The sequence below is a fragment of the Magnetospirillum aberrantis SpK genome (genome assembly GCF_011022235.1).
GTDB classification, from domain to species: domain Bacteria; phylum Pseudomonadota; class Alphaproteobacteria; order Rhodospirillales; family Magnetospirillaceae; genus Magnetospirillum; species Magnetospirillum aberrantis.
Genome location: NZ_JAAIYP010000034.1, coordinates 145,915 through 160,049 on the forward strand (window position 1 = coordinate 145,915; position 14,135 = coordinate 160,049).

The 14,135-nt window shown below is 60.1% G+C and carries 16 protein-coding genes and 1 tRNA gene; 12 read left to right on the forward strand and 5 right to left on the reverse strand.

The window, feature by feature from the left end; translation table 11 throughout:
- Positions 1 to 69: 69 nt before the first annotated feature.
- Positions 70 to 1,128 carry a bifunctional DNA-binding transcriptional regulator/O6-methylguanine-DNA methyltransferase Ada gene (gene ada, locus G4223_RS06950; RefSeq protein ID WP_338086836.1) on the reverse strand — a complete coding sequence of 353 codons (1,059 nt, stop codon included), beginning with the start codon at positions 1,126 to 1,128 and terminating at the stop codon, positions 70 to 72.
- A 309-nt stretch (positions 1,129 to 1,437) separates the two neighbouring features.
- Between ada and G4223_RS06955 the strand changes: the two genes are divergently transcribed.
- The 10 genes from G4223_RS06955 (at position 1,438) to G4223_RS07000 (ending at position 9,459) form a co-directional block, all read left to right on the forward strand.
- Positions 1,438 to 2,724 (forward strand): tyrosine-type recombinase/integrase, encoded by a 1,287-nt coding sequence (locus G4223_RS06955; RefSeq protein ID WP_163676976.1) that lies wholly within the window; start codon positions 1,438 to 1,440, stop codon positions 2,722 to 2,724.
- 374 nt (positions 2,725 to 3,098) lie between these two features.
- Positions 3,099 to 3,359, forward strand: coding sequence for a helix-turn-helix transcriptional regulator (locus tag G4223_RS06960; protein WP_163676979.1), 261 nt, complete (start codon positions 3,099 to 3,101; stop codon positions 3,357 to 3,359).
- An 81-nt stretch (positions 3,360 to 3,440) separates the two neighbouring features.
- Positions 3,441 to 4,787, forward strand: coding sequence for an AAA family ATPase (locus G4223_RS06965; protein WP_163676982.1), 1,347 nt, complete (start codon positions 3,441 to 3,443; stop codon positions 4,785 to 4,787).
- A 271-nt stretch (positions 4,788 to 5,058) separates the two neighbouring features.
- A complete protein-coding gene (locus G4223_RS06970) occupies positions 5,059 to 5,769 on the forward strand; it encodes a hypothetical protein (RefSeq protein ID WP_163676986.1) in 711 nt (236 codons plus the stop codon).
- 43 nt (positions 5,770 to 5,812) lie between these two features.
- On the forward strand, positions 5,813 to 6,298 hold the full coding sequence (locus G4223_RS06975; protein WP_205762415.1) for a hypothetical protein: 486 nt from the start codon (positions 5,813 to 5,815) through the stop codon (positions 6,296 to 6,298).
- Positions 6,298 to 6,579, forward strand: coding sequence for a hypothetical protein (locus G4223_RS06980; protein ID WP_163676989.1), 282 nt, complete (start codon positions 6,298 to 6,300; stop codon positions 6,577 to 6,579). Before G4223_RS06975 ends, G4223_RS06980 begins: the two co-directional genes overlap by 1 nt.
- Positions 6,576 to 6,758 (forward strand): hypothetical protein, encoded by a 183-nt coding sequence (locus G4223_RS06985; protein WP_163676992.1) that lies wholly within the window; start codon positions 6,576 to 6,578, stop codon positions 6,756 to 6,758. Before G4223_RS06980 ends, G4223_RS06985 begins: the two co-directional genes overlap by 4 nt.
- A gap of 466 nt (positions 6,759 to 7,224) precedes the next feature.
- The gene (locus G4223_RS06990) at positions 7,225 to 7,641 is read left to right on the forward strand and encodes a hypothetical protein (RefSeq protein WP_163676995.1); all 417 of its coding nucleotides are present in this window, start codon (positions 7,225 to 7,227) and stop codon (positions 7,639 to 7,641) included.
- Between the two features lie 94 nt (positions 7,642 to 7,735).
- A complete protein-coding gene (locus tag G4223_RS06995) occupies positions 7,736 to 8,410 on the forward strand; it encodes a hypothetical protein (protein ID WP_163676998.1) in 675 nt (224 codons plus the stop codon).
- A gap of 251 nt (positions 8,411 to 8,661) precedes the next feature.
- Positions 8,662 to 9,459 (forward strand): PmeII family type II restriction endonuclease, encoded by a 798-nt coding sequence (locus G4223_RS07000; protein ID WP_163677001.1) that lies wholly within the window; start codon positions 8,662 to 8,664, stop codon positions 9,457 to 9,459.
- Between the two features lie 9 nt (positions 9,460 to 9,468).
- Here G4223_RS07000 and G4223_RS07005 read toward each other — a convergent pair whose 3' ends face one another.
- The 3 genes from G4223_RS07005 to G4223_RS07015 all read right to left on the reverse strand — a co-directional run bounded on the left by G4223_RS07005 (position 9,469) and on the right by G4223_RS07015 (position 11,700).
- A complete protein-coding gene (locus G4223_RS07005) occupies positions 9,469 to 10,593 on the reverse strand; it encodes a DNA cytosine methyltransferase (RefSeq protein WP_338086837.1) in 1,125 nt (374 codons plus the stop codon).
- Positions 10,594 to 10,682: 89 nt separating this feature from the next.
- Positions 10,683 to 10,772, reverse strand: a tRNA-Ser gene (locus G4223_RS07010).
- Between the two features lie 196 nt (positions 10,773 to 10,968).
- Complete coding sequence (locus tag G4223_RS07015) at positions 10,969 to 11,700, reverse strand: OmpA family protein (RefSeq protein WP_163677008.1); 732 nt, start codon at positions 11,698 to 11,700, stop codon at positions 10,969 to 10,971.
- A gap of 286 nt (positions 11,701 to 11,986) precedes the next feature.
- Here G4223_RS07015 and G4223_RS07020 point away from each other — a divergent pair, with 286 nt between their 5' ends.
- Positions 11,987 to 12,541 carry a hypothetical protein gene (locus tag G4223_RS07020; protein ID WP_241003997.1) on the forward strand — a complete coding sequence of 185 codons (555 nt, stop codon included), beginning with the start codon at positions 11,987 to 11,989 and terminating at the stop codon, positions 12,539 to 12,541.
- Between the two features lie 31 nt (positions 12,542 to 12,572).
- Here G4223_RS07020 and G4223_RS07025 read toward each other — a convergent pair whose 3' ends face one another.
- Entirely contained in the window at positions 12,573 to 13,202 is a 630-nt protein-coding gene (locus G4223_RS07025) for a carbonic anhydrase (protein WP_163677011.1), read from the reverse strand.
- Positions 13,203 to 13,313: 111 nt separating this feature from the next.
- On the opposite strand from G4223_RS07025, the gene G4223_RS07030 reads away from it, so the two are divergent.
- Entirely contained in the window at positions 13,314 to 14,102 is a 789-nt protein-coding gene (locus tag G4223_RS07030) for a YdcF family protein (RefSeq protein WP_163677014.1), read from the forward strand.
- The last annotated feature ends 33 nt before the right edge of the window (positions 14,103 to 14,135 follow it).

The following is a 14,135-nucleotide window of genomic DNA, read 5'->3' on the forward strand; positions in this document are numbered from 1 at the left end:
GCAGGATAATACGGCCACGCGACCTTGTCTTGTCTTGTCGCAGCGAACAGGGAATACAGGAGGGGCGTCTCAAACGTTCTTTTTCTCGCGCTTCTGCAATGCCCGTTTGCGTTCCACGCCCCAACGGTATCCCGACAGCCCCCCGTCAGTCCTGACCACCCTGTGGCAAGGAATGGCGACAGCCGCCGGGTTGGCCGCACAGGCTCCGGCCACGGCGCGTACCGCACGGGGCATGCCGATCCGCCTGGCGATTTCGGCATAGGTTGCGGTTTCCCCTGGGGGAATGGCGCGCAAGGCCTGCCAGACCTTTTGCTGAAACGCAGTTCCCCGCACGTCGAGCGGCAGATCAAGCCCTTGGCCGGGGTCTTCGACCAATCCGACAACGCTTGCCACCCATTGTTCGAAAGCGGCGTCACCGCCAACCAAGCCGGCATGGGGAAAGCGGTCTTCAAGGTCCATGACCAGCTTGGCCGGATCGTCGCCCAGCAAGATCGCGCAGATGCCGCGCACTGTCGCCGCCACCAACACAGCCCCCAGCCAGCATTGTCCGACGGCAAAACGGATTTCTTCGTGAGCGCCGCCCCGACGAAACGCCGTCGGTGTCATTCCCAGGCGGCCCGGCGCTTCCGCATAAAAGCGTCCCGAGGAATTGAAGCCGGCATCATAGATGGCTTCGGTGATCGTACCGGTGCCGGCCAGTCTTTCACGAATGCGCCTTGCGCGGGCGGCGGCGGCATAGGCCTTGGGCGTGACGCCGGCCACCGCTTTGAAAAGACGATGGAAATGAAAACGGCTGAGCCCCGCCGCCGCCGCCAGGTCATCAAGACTTGGCGGTTCTTGCGCGTCCTCGATGTGCCGGCAGGCTTCCGTAATCAGTGCGGTGCGTCGATCCGTGTCACCATGTTCGTTCGGTCGGCAACGGCGGCAAGGGCGGAAGCCGGCCCGCTCCGCAAGGGTGGCTTCGCTGAAGAACGCAACGTTGGCGCGCAGCGGCCGCCGTGACGGGCAGGATGGCCGGCAATAGATTCCGGTCGTCCTCACCGCATAGACGAAACGCCCGTCCGCGCCTCGGTCGCGCTGTACGACCTGGGCCCAGCATTCGTTCTCGTTCAGGGGCACCGCCGTCATTTTCATCTCCACGGAGACCATGATGGAAGGATGATGCCCGGACGCTGGTGTCACGTCGCCTCGGTTCTTGCGCTCGAATTCGTAATTCAACGAGCGGGGAAACTGGCGGAAGGGGTGGGATTCGAACCCACGGTAGGCTTGCACCTACGGCGGTTTTCAAGTTTGTCGGGACCGAGCTTTACGCAGCTTGTTTCTCCTTGGCGTAGCCATATTATGTAATGAAATCAGTTGCTTGGCTCTCGCGATAAGCCGTAAGCAAATTGCCGCAGCTTTACCGCTGCCGCTTATGAGCTGCTTATGGAGACCAAGATGACCAACCAGCCGAACCGGGCGAAATTGACCAAGGGGTATGTGGACAGGATCAAGCCGGGACCGAAGGACGAATTTCATTGGGATACCGAGGTGAAAGGGTTTGGGGTCCGCATAACGCCGACCGGCAAGCTCACCTTCATCGTTCAGGGGCGCGTCGAGGCGGTCAGCGCTCCGGCCGCCCGCATCACCATCGGCGCCTATGGTGTCTTCACCGTCGATCAGGCGCGGGACGTTGCCCGCGAGCATCTGCGGTCCATGCGCCTGGGCGTTGATCCCCGGCAGGTGAAGAAGGCGGAGGAGGTCGCCCGGGTGTCGCTCCAGCAGGTTTGCGATGCCTACGTCTCCCGTCCGGGGAAGCTGAAGGCCAGCAGCCGGGAAGCCATTGAGCGCCATGTTCGGACCACATTCGATGCCTGGAAGGACAAGCCCGTTGCCTCCATCACCGAGGAAATGTGCAAGAAACGCTACCGGGAGATGCTGACGAAGGGCCTGCGTGGTGATCGCAAGCAAGGCTCCCCAGGGCAAGCCAATCAGGCGTTTTCGGTCCTGGGTGCGCTTCTGGCGTATGCGGGTCGCCAGTATCGCCGCGCTGACGGTTCACCCCTTTGCACTCGGGGGCCGGTTGATGCCCTCAAGGATGACCGAGTGCGGTTGAAGCCGCGCACCAGCCGGATTCTTGACCACAAGGTCGGCGCGGTATGGCTGGCGCTGGGGCAGTGGCGGGCCGAGGCGTACAACCGCGACACCATGTCGAGCATCGACCTTGTGCGCTTTCTCCTGCTCACTGGCCTGCGGATCAGCGAGGCTTCCTCGTTGACGTGGGATCAAGTGAACTTGGAGGACGGTTATTTCCATCTGCCGAACCCCAAAAACTCAAACCCCGTTTCCATGCCCCTGGCCACGCAGGCGATCGAAATGCTCAAAGTGCGGCCTAGGGTGGAAGGCAACCCGTATGTGTTCCCTTCCTGGGGCAAGGCAGGCCACATAAAAGACCCGCGCGACCTGATGAAGAAAGTCAGTGGGGTGGCAGGAACGCCAATTTCACCGCATGATTTGAGGCGTACATTCACAAATATTGCTCTGCGCTCATGCAGAATTGAGAAATTCAGGACAGACTTGCTCACCAACCATCTTACCCGAGATGTTACCGCCGAGCATTACTTCGACACGACGAACCTGCAATGGCTGGCTCCCGAGGCACAGAAGATTGCCGACTGGCTGGACCAACAGGCGACCATCGCCGCGAGCGAGAACGTGACGCGGTTGCGGGCAGAGGCGGCGTAGCCGCCGCGTACAGCCGTGTTTCCCCCGTCGCCGCCACTACCCCGGCGGCGGAGGCTGGTCGCGGCTGTAGCCGCCCCCAACGCCGCGCAGCACCCTTCGATAGGCGACGGCCACTATCCCCGAAAAATCGGGCTAGCCCGGAAAATGTAAGCAAATTAATGGCTTGTGGAGCAGGGGCGGTCTCTATAAAGTTGCCCCAGGTCCTCGCCTCCCAGTTCAAGCATGAGGCATCCCGCTCGCAGAAGCGGTTGAACTGGTAACGAGAAGCATCGCATGGGTGGTGCGGCGGGCATCAGGCATCTGGAAACGGGTGCTGATTGCCCACCGTAGCGTCCATTTTCGTTTGCGCGCGGTGGGTCCGTCAGGACGGACCAATGCTGAAGCTTTACACCAATGCCGAAACCGCCGCGCGGCTCAACATCAAACCCAACACCCTCGAAATTTGGCGGCACTACGGGAAGGGGCCGCGCTTCCTCAAGCTGGGACCGGGCAAGCAAGCACCCATCCGGTACGCCGAGGCCGACATTGTTGCATGGCTGGAGGAATGCGCCTTCTCCAGCACCAGCGCCTACAGCCCGCACGGGCAAGCCTCCAGCAAACACGATAACCGCTCGTCGTCGGGCGCATCCGAATGAATACGCGGACCTATTCGCGCGCCCGCGTTGATCGGCAAGCCCAGCATAAGCCCGCAGCCGAGAAAGTAACGGGGGTGGACAGTGTCTGACACAGACTACGCGAACTCCCCCGACTGGATCACGGTGCGGCAGCAGCAGGCCGAAAACCAACCCTCCGAGCTTGCCAAGCTGGACCTGGAATACAGGCGCGCCGTCGCCGTCCGCGACATTCAGCTTGAAGGGACAAAACAGGAGGAATTGAGGCTGAAGCAGGAGGAGGTGCGAACCGAGCGCGAGAAGCTGAAACGGGGAGTCGTGTCGAACGCTCCTACCGGGCCTCGTCAGCTCGTTGGTCGGCCGCTTGGCAACGTCCAGCCGCGCAGCATCGACTGGCTTTGGACCGGCTGGATTCCGAAGGGGTACATCACCCTTTTGGCGGGCGAGACCGGCGCGGGCAAGTCAACTGTGCTGGCCGACATCATGGCGAGAATGACCACGGGTGCGGCGTGGCCGGGCGAACCAACCGATCTGCGCCGCCAGCCGGAACGGGTGCTGTGGCTGGGTAGCGAAGACAGCGTTGAAGAAATGCTGGTCCCGAGGCTCATGGCTTCGGGAGCCAACCTCGAAAATGTCGTGGAGATCCAAGGCGTCATTCAGCAGGGCCAGCGGAACACGTTCTCGATGCAGGACGACCTTGAGGCAGTCAGCGGGTGGCTCGCCTATGCGCGAGATTCGGACGCACGACCCTTTGCAATGCTGGTCATCGACCCGGTTACGAGCTACCTGCCGGGGCAGAAGTTGCGGAAGGTCGATCTGAACGATGCCGGGCAGCTACGGACCGTTCTGGAACCGTGGCTTGTCCTGGCCCAGGAGCATCGTATTGCCATTGTCTGCGTGACGCACTTCGCCAAGGACACCTCTCGCGCCATGCTCCACAGGGTTCTTGGTTCCGCCGCGTTCGCGCAGACATGCCGGAGCCTGCTCGCGGTGGTCGAGCGCCCCACGGCGGAGGGCGCTGAACCGGAACCCCATGCGAAGGCAATGATTCAGGTGAAGGTAAACCTTCCTGAGCACCCCGGCGGGGCGTGGAAGTTCAGCACCGTGAAGGTCGAGGTGACCACGGACACGGCAACCGGCAAGCCGATCTACGCCACCCGCCCGGAGTGGGAAGAACTGGACGCCGCGCTCACCCCGCAAAGTGCCGTTGGGAAGGCGCGCGGGCCGGTAAGTAAGTACGAGATGCCCTTCGGCATGTGGGTCAAAGCATATTTCGCCCACCACCCCGCCGAAGAGTGGCTTCGCGTCGATATGGTGAAGTCGGCGGCGCTCGCGGAACGGGTCGTGTCCGAAAGCTGGTGGGAGAAGCATAGCCACAGCTTCTTGGACAAGCGTAACGATCAGGGATTTTGGTTTTGCCGCCCCAAGGCTTCCCCATTTGAAGCCCGGTAGGGTGGTGGTGGGTGGGGGCAGGGCGGTAGGGTGGGGAAACTGGGGGCAGTGAAGAAACTCAATGCGTTCACCACCACTGCCACCACCACCCCACCGCCACCACCCTGCGGGGTTTCATTAAGCGCGACCAGGGAGGTGGAGCAACAAATATACAAACTGCGGCAATAAACAGTGTGGTTAGAGCTAATTATTTGTTTTTGTTGCGGACTTATTTTGATCTTTCTTAGCTTGTAAGCAGATCATAACAATCCTGCTGAAAGTCGAGACAGCTATGGCCGACAATATCGACCACCGTATCACTCCCGCCCTCCATCCTGACAATGTGCGGCAGATCGAGGGCTATGACGAAGACACCGCGCCGGTCCTCGCGCCGACCATGACCGCGTTCAGCGCGGCCTACGAGGGCGTCCGTGCCGTCTATGCCGCCCGCGAGGCCGCGGATCGGAACCCTGCCTGGACCGACGAAGCCCGTATCATCCAGGTTGACGCATTCGCGAAGAAGCACCTCGACAAGATCACCTCCACCTTCGACGCCATTCGCTCGAACCTGGGGAAGGGAATTGCCGCGCTGGAACAACAGCTTTCGCAGCCCCTTGAGGCCAAGGCGGCGGCGTCAATCGCGGCGGAAATTCGCGCCCATGTGAAGAACCTGCCCAACGAGAAGCGCCACGCCTTTGTGCAGGAGGCATTGGACAGCGGAGACGTGGTTACCGTTTCGAGCGTCCTTGGCGCACCGCCGTACCTGTCTGGCCTCGATGGGCAGTTCCAGCAGATTTACACCCGCCGCTGGCATGAACGAAACAGCCCCGATGCGACGAAGCGCCTGCGGGCGATGCTGGGGGCCAAGGCAATGATTGAGGAGAGGGCGGGGTTGGTGTTCTCCGCGATGGAGAAGGCGGTGGGAGGAACGTCCGCAAAGGCGAAAGAGCTTCGTGACGCCCAGGCCGTCGCCGAAAGGGCATTCGTCCTTGCTGCCACATGAACCTTTGTTCTTCCAATGATTTATCAAATGAAGGTGACGTGAGGTGTCAGACACTCAGACCGAAAAGCCGGAATGGCTGACGACATGGGAGCAGGGCCGGAATCCGCTTCTCCCGAAGCCGGTGGGCAACCCCAACTGGCACAAAGGGATGCGGTCGCCCAATCCAAACGGCAGGCCGCGAGGACAAACGAAGCAATCCAAGCTGATACAGCGAATGCTTGAGGACGCGGGCGATGTCGTGGACGCCGTGATCGCCAGGGCGAAGGAAGGGGACAGCGCCAGCGCTGGGCTGGTCCTCTCCCGTATCCTGCCCGCTCTCCGCAGCCAGTCGGAAAAGGTGTCGTTCGACTTCGACGCCTCTCTTCCGGTCAGCCAGCAAGTCGAGCAGGTGTTGCAGGCGATCAGCGAAGGTGTGGTTGCGCCCGACACCGGCAAGCTCATCATTGAGGCTATCCAGTCCCTCAGTTCCATCCGCGCCGTGGAGCAGTTGGAGGAGCGGATCATCATCTTGGAAGCGAGGCAAATCTGATGTCGGTCATTCACACCAAGCGAAATTTCGTCTGCGCATATGAACCGCTCCCCGAGGACAGGTACGCCGACATCGTGCTCGTGGGCGAGGACATGGACGGGAAGCCAAAGCGCCACCGGCTGCTGACGCAGCCTATCGACCAGTATCAGGAGGCGGTGAGCTGGGCACTCGGTATGGCCAACGTGATGGCCTCACCAATCGAGGTCATGCCGATCACGGCAGAGGAATACGAGCGCCGCAGTCACCTTGAATCTCTGGCGACAAGGGAGGGGGCGCGATGAAGAACGACCGCCTAGATTACCACAATCGTCCCATCAAGTACGGTGTGACGACCGCCGACATGGAAGCCCTTTGGCAACGCCATTTCGAGAAGGCGCAGGACCGGCAGAACGCTAGCGACTTGAACCTGCTCCGCGCCATCGCCCTCGGGCAAGCCCTGAAACAGGCCGGGGAGGGGTAATGGCATGTCGGGGGTGCGGTCTATGCTTGCGCGGGTTCGCCGACTCGAAACTGCCCGGACAGTGATTTCGCCGTTCGTCCGGGCGTTCGGTTCCCTCGATGCCTTCGAGAATGCCGCCCAGGCTGGTGTTGAAGCCGGAACACTGGACCGCCGCGACATGGCCGATGTGGTCGCCTGCGTCCAGCGGTGGCACCGCGATGAGGTTTGGTCGATTTGGGCGTGATAGCCCAGTAATCGGATTGCGCCATTCTCGATAAGTATGGCAATGAGATAGCGCGGTGCAGCCAATTCTGCCCGTGGGGCGTGGAAACCCCATGACACACAGGCCGGTCAAGAGATTCTTGGCCGGGTGGCTGTCACGCATGTCCAGGGTTCGCCTAAAGGTGGCGGCGCCCTGACTGTGTGCAGGGTTTCCAACACCCGGCTTTGACCGGGCAGCCTCTCCACATGGTCAGAGGCTGCGGGCATGGTCGAACAGGGCAAGGCGCCGATTCGGCATCAGGTAACAGGCAATTCCGGGCTGAACTATGCTGCATGGCAGCTTTCCCGGCGCGGCTGGCACGTCATGCCGACCATCCGCAATGCGCGTGGGTCCGACCTGATTGTCACAGATGTCGACGAAACCGTGTTCTTCGGCATCCAGTCCAAGGCCCTCAGTAAGCGCCAGGCGGTCCCTCTGGGGAAGGGAATTGACGACCTGCGTTCGGAATGGTGGGTCATCACCATCCACGCCAATTCAGACCAGCCAGCATGCTTCATACTGCGGAACACCGAGGTCCGCGCGCTCGCGTCCCAGGACAGGAACGGCGGCGCATACTGGCTGGAACCATCCGCCTACGACCGCGATGAGTTTCGAGAGGCCTGGGACCGTCTCAGCCCATGAACACGGATACTCGCTTACCAACGGTGGCAATGCGTCATAATGTGCTTCTGGTTGAAAAACTAAACGCCGATTCGTCTTTGAAGGGGAGGGGATAATGAAGCACGCAGCTACCTCGGCACATGCGGTACTCGCGGGAATAGCTATCGCACTCCTGTCGGGCTGTGCCACCCCTGTACCGCCAGCGCCGCCGTGGTCATCAACCGTCACCACCGACCCCATTACCGGCACCAAGCGCTGCGTGGTGGCGGCGTATGACCGCGTGGCAGGGGCAAGCTATTCGCGAACGGGCTACCTCTACCCGGTTGTCGAGTTCAACTCGGAATTTGGTCTGCTGGTCGGCGTCAGTTCGGGCGGACCGATCCGCTTCCCCGTTGGGGATATTGTCTGGCGCGTGGATGACCGGCCTTACCGGGAATTGCGCGCGTTTAACAACCCCACCCAGGGCAGCCCACCCTCTGGCGAAGCCGCCGCAGATATGACGAGCGCGCGGATTGCCGAAACCATCAAGTACGCTCAGAAGCTCGCGGCCACGGCCGGGGCGGCGGCAACCGTCGCCAGCGGCGAGGAAGCTGCTGCCATGCTGGACGAGATGCTCGCTGGCAGCACGCTGATCTACCGAGCCAACAGGCCAAACGCACAATTCGGCTTGCCGACCGGCCATGAGCAGCGGGTAGGGCAGTGGACTTCAGAGGGACTTCGTCCGATCCCCCTTGATGCGACCCTCCGGCAAGGCATCGAGCAATGCCGAATGGCCATGGACCCGAAGTAGAGCCGCGATTGGGCAGGGGGGCTATGAAGGGCAAACCCTGAATTTTTTGGGGTGAGCCGTACTCGTTGGTTTCACGCCCGCTTCGCTGAGCGGGAGCAAGCGCCACCTAAGCCGCTGGTGCTGGACAACAGACGTCGCACCGAAGCCTTCAATTCCTCGGGCAGCCGGGAACGTTGTCCCCACGCCTGAAAGTTGATCAAGGCCTTCGATTTTGGTGGCGAAAAACTGTCCGCCGAGCTATGCCTCTTGGCATGAGCATCGTTGACGCAGAACGCCAGATTGAAGCAGTAGCCGAGGGACTAGCTGGGCAAGTCGCGGAGCTATTGGGAATCTCGCCAGAGGATGCCGACAAACTCATTGAGCGCGTCGGCCACTTGTATATGGACCGGATGAAAGACCGTTTCACGGATCTTCGGTTCAACAACCGGCTGAAGCGGACAAATCCCTTTTTGCTCCAGGTTCGCGGCGCTCGAACGGTCCGGCAGTGGGCCGAGAACCAAGTGATGAGCGCTCTCTTTGCCTCGGAAGAGGAAGCAATCGGTCACGTCCTTGAAACGATAGCCAAGGTATGCCACCCCACGGCTCGAGAGCCGCTGATCACGGATGACCTCGATTTTGAGGTGGAAGATGGTGACCGGGTTACTGGCTACCAGATCAAGATGAGCTGGGATTGCATGCCTATGAGTTCGAGAAAAAACCTCTCGAACACTGTTCGCAACTTGAGGGAACACTACCAGAAGCAGGGAAAAGAATTTGTAGGCGTATTCGCTCCTTGTTACGGCAGATCAGCCACCAATAAGACGAATAGTCAAGAATATGTCTCCATGCGGAGTCGTGAATTCTGGACTGATGTCGGCAATGGTGATCAGGAATACGATATCAAAGTTGGCGAGGTATGCCGCCTGCTTTGTTCGGAATTTCGATCTGAACTGTCTGAGGAAGTTGTTCCTGAGCTTATAGATCGTCTGACAGCGGAGGGGGTGGCCGTTTTTGGAACTCCCGAGGGAGATATCGATTTCCGAAAGCTATTTCGAAAGATAAACCCCTAGTCAGGCAGCCTAATCTACGACGCACTTGAGCAATTTCCTCGCTACGGAGGTTGCTATTGCTTGCGCCAGCATCACCGGAACAGCATTGCCAATCTGCCGATACTGAGCAGAAGTTTTCCCAACGAATTTCCAGTCGTCGGGGAATGTCTGCAGGCGTGCCGCCTCCCTCACGCTTATAGGGCGGTCTTCCGTCGGGTGGCACAGCGAAGTGCTAGCGTTCTGTGGCTCTGTTAGAACAGTCGGCGCAGTTTCAAACCTGGAAAGCCTCCTCCAATACCCAGTCCGCCCCCCTTTTGCATAGAAGGCTCGCCCCATCGACTCCATCTGCAAGTCAACGGGCAAGCTGCGCCAGTTCGAGCCTTCTGGGATCATGCGGAGGTAGTGCATTTTGCGCTCGCTGAACTTCGCACATGCCTCCACTTCCGTCGGAAGATTCTTCCAGGCGTCGCCAACTGTTCTCCAAGGCTTGTATAGCAGATTGGGGAAGCGAGAATGCGTTTGCTCGGGACCAACTGGCTCACTTCCATCACGGAAGCCAACTATAAAAACGCGCTCTCGGGACTGGGGTACACCGAAGTCGGCTGCATTCAGTAGCATCGCTTTGCTGCTGTAACCAATGTCCGTAATTTCCGCTAATACGGCCCGCATTAGTGCGCCATATTGGTCGTCGATGCGCTTACCATTATTGTTATAGGGTAACTCACGCCATTTGAGAGGCGCTGACAACAGCCCCTTTACATTCTCAAGAATAAACGCTCGCGGCTGTATTTCGCTTAGCAGGCGAATGAACTCGAAGATCAGCGAGCCATTCTTCTCGCAGTCAACGCTCAATCGGCGACCAGCCGTACTAAACGCTTGGCATGGTGGCCCGCCAGCTAAGAGGTCAATGCGATCAAGACCGGCGAGCCCAAGTGCGTCTTTTCCAGTGAGTTCCCGTACATCTCCCGTAAACAGAGGGAGGTGAGGTCGGTTGACCTTGATCGTCTCTACGGCAGCCGGATCTAGATCCCCGGCCATGCGAACTTCAAACCCCGCAGCTTCAAGGCCCAGGTCCAGACCCATCGCTCCAGAGAAGACTGACAAGCATGTCAACGGAGGCGAGTCAGATACGGGCATTTCGCAGGAATCGAGCATCTACGGATGATTTCTCTAGCAAGGCTGATGAGCAAGGGTACTTTGTTTGTTCACACCTGGGGAGAGGGTATTTGCGGTGTGTGAGAGGATGGCGGAAGCGGTGGGATTCGAACCCACGAACGGCTTGCACCGTTGCTGGTTTTCAAGACCAGTGCCATCAACCACTCGGCCACGCTTCCCTGCTGATCTGGGCGCTGGTGCTTACGACCAGCTTATGGGCGGTTTTTGCTCTCGCCCCTGCTTGCCGCAGGCGCCCCCAGAACCCCTTGTAACCACATTCCTATTTCTCGGTCCAGCACGGTGGGCGGCACGAGCCTCCAATAGCTTTCAAGACCGCTGCCTTAAACCACTCGGCCACCCTTCCATCGACGCGGGTCAGGCTGGGGGCGGGAGCCAGGTTGTGCCTGTAGCGTCGAGGTTTCGCTTGATAGCCGGTTTGTCCGTCTGGCGCAACTGCCCGGCATCTGACCTCGAAAGTAACGCCGGGGCAGGGGCGAAGGAAGGGGCCGGAGGCGAGGCGAGGGCGAGGCTGGGCGTTTGTCGATCGGAATGGGTGAATACGGCCGCGTGCCCTTGGGAAGGGGAAAGCGGCGCGAGGGTTGTGTCTTCCACACTTTCGATAATGATCTCGACCTTGCGGTCGGCAGCGGATTTGACGCCTGTGCGGCGCTTGCCGGTACTCGGCGCCTCGCCAAGGCCGATGACGTCAAACCGTTCTCCGTGCAGGCCCAGTTTGTTCAACTGGTCCGCCACCGCGTGGGCGCGCTTTTCGGACAGGCGCTGGTTGTACGACAGCCGGCCACTGGAATCGGCATGGCCGATCACACGGATGGACCGCAATCGTGTTCCACGCGTTTCCTGGGCGATCCCATAGAGGACCTGCATGGCCGAGGCCCGAATCTCGGCGTTGTCCGAATCGAAATACACCACGACTGAATGCGTGGTCGACAATGGAAGCGCTGGCGGCGCCGTAACTGGTGCGGCCTGTGTTTCCACGGAGATTGGTTCGGCAACAGCGTGTGCCGCCACCGTCCCCTGGGACGACGCGCAAGCGGGCAGGGTGGCGAGCCCCGCCAGAAACAGCACTGAGCGAACAAGCTTCTTCACGGGATGCGCGTTTGTCGATTGAAGGAACGGGAAAAGTTAAAATCGAAAGATCGGACAATGTCCACAGAATTGTTCTGGCGGTCGTCCGCCTACTTCTCGCCAATGCTTGGTGGTCGCGTCGGATATGCCAGGGAAAACAATCTTCAACTTAATAAAAAACATCATGTTCAGTGATAAAAATGAGTACTATCAATTAGTTGTGTGCATTTCATAAACCATCGCCTTCTTAATCCAATATAGAAGGGAACGAAGCGGGATATGGAACGGACGGGTGGTTTGGGCTAGAATGCCCAACATCATGGTCAGCCTTCCTCAGCAACCGGAATCCAACTTCTCGCGCGCCGTCTTCAAGGTGATCCGCCCCCACATTCCCCGTGAGCGGTGGCCGGTGGATGCGGTGTTGGCGCGGTTCGAGGGGGGGGGGGACGGTTTATGGCTGAATGCGGATTTTGACAGCTTTTCCGGCCCTTACGCGGCCGTTGCTCGTCAATTGGTCCGTGAGGCGGGGGTCGATCTGGTATTGAAATCGCCGCTGGCTTCGGCCGCCGCCGCCGTGGTTCGGACGAAGCGATGGCGTGACGTGGGGCTTTACGCTTTCTTGCCGCTGATGTTCGCCATACCGTTGATGGCTGTGCTGAGCGACACCGCCATGCGTTTCGCGGTGTTTTTCTTTTGTTTGGACACGGCGTCGCTGATCGCCTTTCAAGCGATTTTAGTGCGGAAACGGGCTCTTTTGGCCACAGAGCGCTTTATTGCCTACATCCCCGCCCCAGGATTGAAGATCCACCTGGGGGGAAAGTCCGACCGGTCGTCCTCGATCGACCTGATGCCCGAGGTCTGAGGGAGGCCCCTCGGACCTCGGGGAAACTCGCTCAGACAGATTGGAATGTGTTGGTGATGGGATCAAGGCGGAACAATTCGCCGGATTCCAGGTCGAAGAACCAGCCGTGCAACATCAGTCGCCCCTGTTCGACCCGTTCACGCACCCACGGGAAGGTCATCAGGTTGGCCAGGGAAATGGCCACCGTTTCCTGTTCGCACATGCGCCGGGCCGCGTCGATGGGCTGTCCGGCCGAAAGCGTCAGGGCCAGGGCACGGTCGCGCGCCGAGCGGGCGATATGCATCCATCCTTGGATGAAGTCCGTGTTGTCGGTTTCCCCGTTGCCTTCGATCAGCGCACGCACGCCGCCGCAACGGGCATGGCCCAACACCACGACATGTTCGACGTCAAGGCCACGGATGGCGAATTCCACAGCCGCCGAGGTACCGTGGTGGCCGGCATCCGGGGCGTAAGGGGGAACAAGGTTGGCGACGTTGCGCAGGACGAACATCTCGCCTGGCTGAGCGTCGAAAATGATGGCCGGATCGACACGCGAGTCGCAGCAACCAATCAACAATACTTTTGGTGTCTGTCCGCGCGAGGCCAGAGCCTCGAACAGGCGGCGATGCTCCTCGAAGAACCGCGAACGAAAACGCTTGAACCCATCGATGAGCGTATCCATCGTGCCTCCGTCTTACGTAAGATCGCAGCCCCTTTATCACGAACCGGGCCGGTACGCACTAGGCAACACGGGACGACACCCGCCATTCCGGCACCGAGGAACACAAGATCCATGTTCACCGTCATGAAAATCGCCGAGATGGCGCTGGCGCCATTTAACATGGTGCTTTTCCTGGTCTTGTTGGCCTTGTTGGCCCTTTGGTTGCGGCGCTGGCGGTTGGGGCGGAGGCTACTTGGGGCGGCGTTGGCGCTGGTCCTTATCATTTGGTTGCCGCCATGGACGGTTTGGTTCCTGGCGCCCCTGGAAAACCGCTTTCCGGCACCGGACCCGTTGCCTGACCATGTGGACGGTGTGGTTGTCCTGGGGGGCGCCATCGACCCTATGTTGTCGGTGGAACGAGGCCAGCCGAACCTTAACGGCGCGGCGGAACGGGTTTTGGCGATGGCCGAATTGGCACGCCGCTTCCCCGACGCCAAGATCGTGTTCTCCGGCGGCTCGGGCAGCATTTCCCGCCAAGACATCAAGGAAGCGCCGGTGGTGCGCGCGGTCATGGCAAGCCTGGGGATCGGCGGCCCCCGGATCGTGTACGAGGAACAGTCGCGGAACACTTGGGAAAACGCTGTTTTTTCGCGCGCCGTGGCTTTCCCCAATGCCGGCGAAACCTGGTTGTTGGTTACGTCGGCTTTGCACATGCCCCGTTCTGTCGGTGCTTTTCGGGCGGCCGGCTGGCGGGTCGTTCCTTATCCGGTGGATTATCTGACCTCGCCGCATGATGGCGATGGATGGGGCGGCGACTTTGGCACCAAGGCCGGTGCCCTGCGGACGGCGATGCATGAATGGGGGGGGCTGGCCTACTACCATTTGCGCGGTTGGAGCGAGAATTGGTATCCCGCCCCCTGACGCCATCCCGCATATGGTTGCCCAGGGCGCCTG

What these genes read in the sequence shown, in the direction of transcription:
- G4223_RS06990 (WP_163676995.1), top strand. Translation starts at nt 7,225, where the DNA reads ATGGTCGAACAGGGCAAGGCGCCGATTCGGCATCAGGTAACAGGCAAT.
- G4223_RS06970 (WP_163676986.1), top strand. Translation starts at nt 5,059, where the DNA reads ATGGCCGACAATATCGACCACCGTATCACTCCCGCCCTCCATCCTGAC.
- G4223_RS07000 (WP_163677001.1), top strand. Translation starts at nt 8,662, where the DNA reads ATGAGCATCGTTGACGCAGAACGCCAGATTGAAGCAGTAGCCGAGGGA.
- G4223_RS06995 (WP_163676998.1), top strand. Translation starts at nt 7,736, where the DNA reads ATGAAGCACGCAGCTACCTCGGCACATGCGGTACTCGCGGGAATAGCT.
- G4223_RS06985 (WP_163676992.1), top strand. Translation starts at nt 6,576, where the DNA reads ATGAAGAACGACCGCCTAGATTACCACAATCGTCCCATCAAGTACGGT.
- ada (WP_338086836.1), bottom strand. Translation starts at nt 1,128, where the DNA reads ATGACGGCGGTGCCCCTGAACGAGAACGAATGCTGGGCCCAGGTCGTA.
- G4223_RS07020 (WP_241003997.1), top strand. Translation starts at nt 11,987, where the DNA reads ATGCCCAACATCATGGTCAGCCTTCCTCAGCAACCGGAATCCAACTTC.
- G4223_RS06955 (WP_163676976.1), top strand. Translation starts at nt 1,438, where the DNA reads ATGACCAACCAGCCGAACCGGGCGAAATTGACCAAGGGGTATGTGGAC.
- G4223_RS06960 (WP_163676979.1), top strand. Translation starts at nt 3,099, where the DNA reads ATGCTGAAGCTTTACACCAATGCCGAAACCGCCGCGCGGCTCAACATC.
- G4223_RS07030 (WP_163677014.1), top strand. Translation starts at nt 13,314, where the DNA reads ATGTTCACCGTCATGAAAATCGCCGAGATGGCGCTGGCGCCATTTAAC.
- G4223_RS07025 (WP_163677011.1), bottom strand. Translation starts at nt 13,202, where the DNA reads ATGGATACGCTCATCGATGGGTTCAAGCGTTTTCGTTCGCGGTTCTTC.
- G4223_RS06980 (WP_163676989.1), top strand. Translation starts at nt 6,298, where the DNA reads ATGTCGGTCATTCACACCAAGCGAAATTTCGTCTGCGCATATGAACCG.
- G4223_RS07005 (WP_338086837.1), bottom strand. Translation starts at nt 10,593, where the DNA reads ATGCTCGATTCCTGCGAAATGCCCGTATCTGACTCGCCTCCGTTGACA.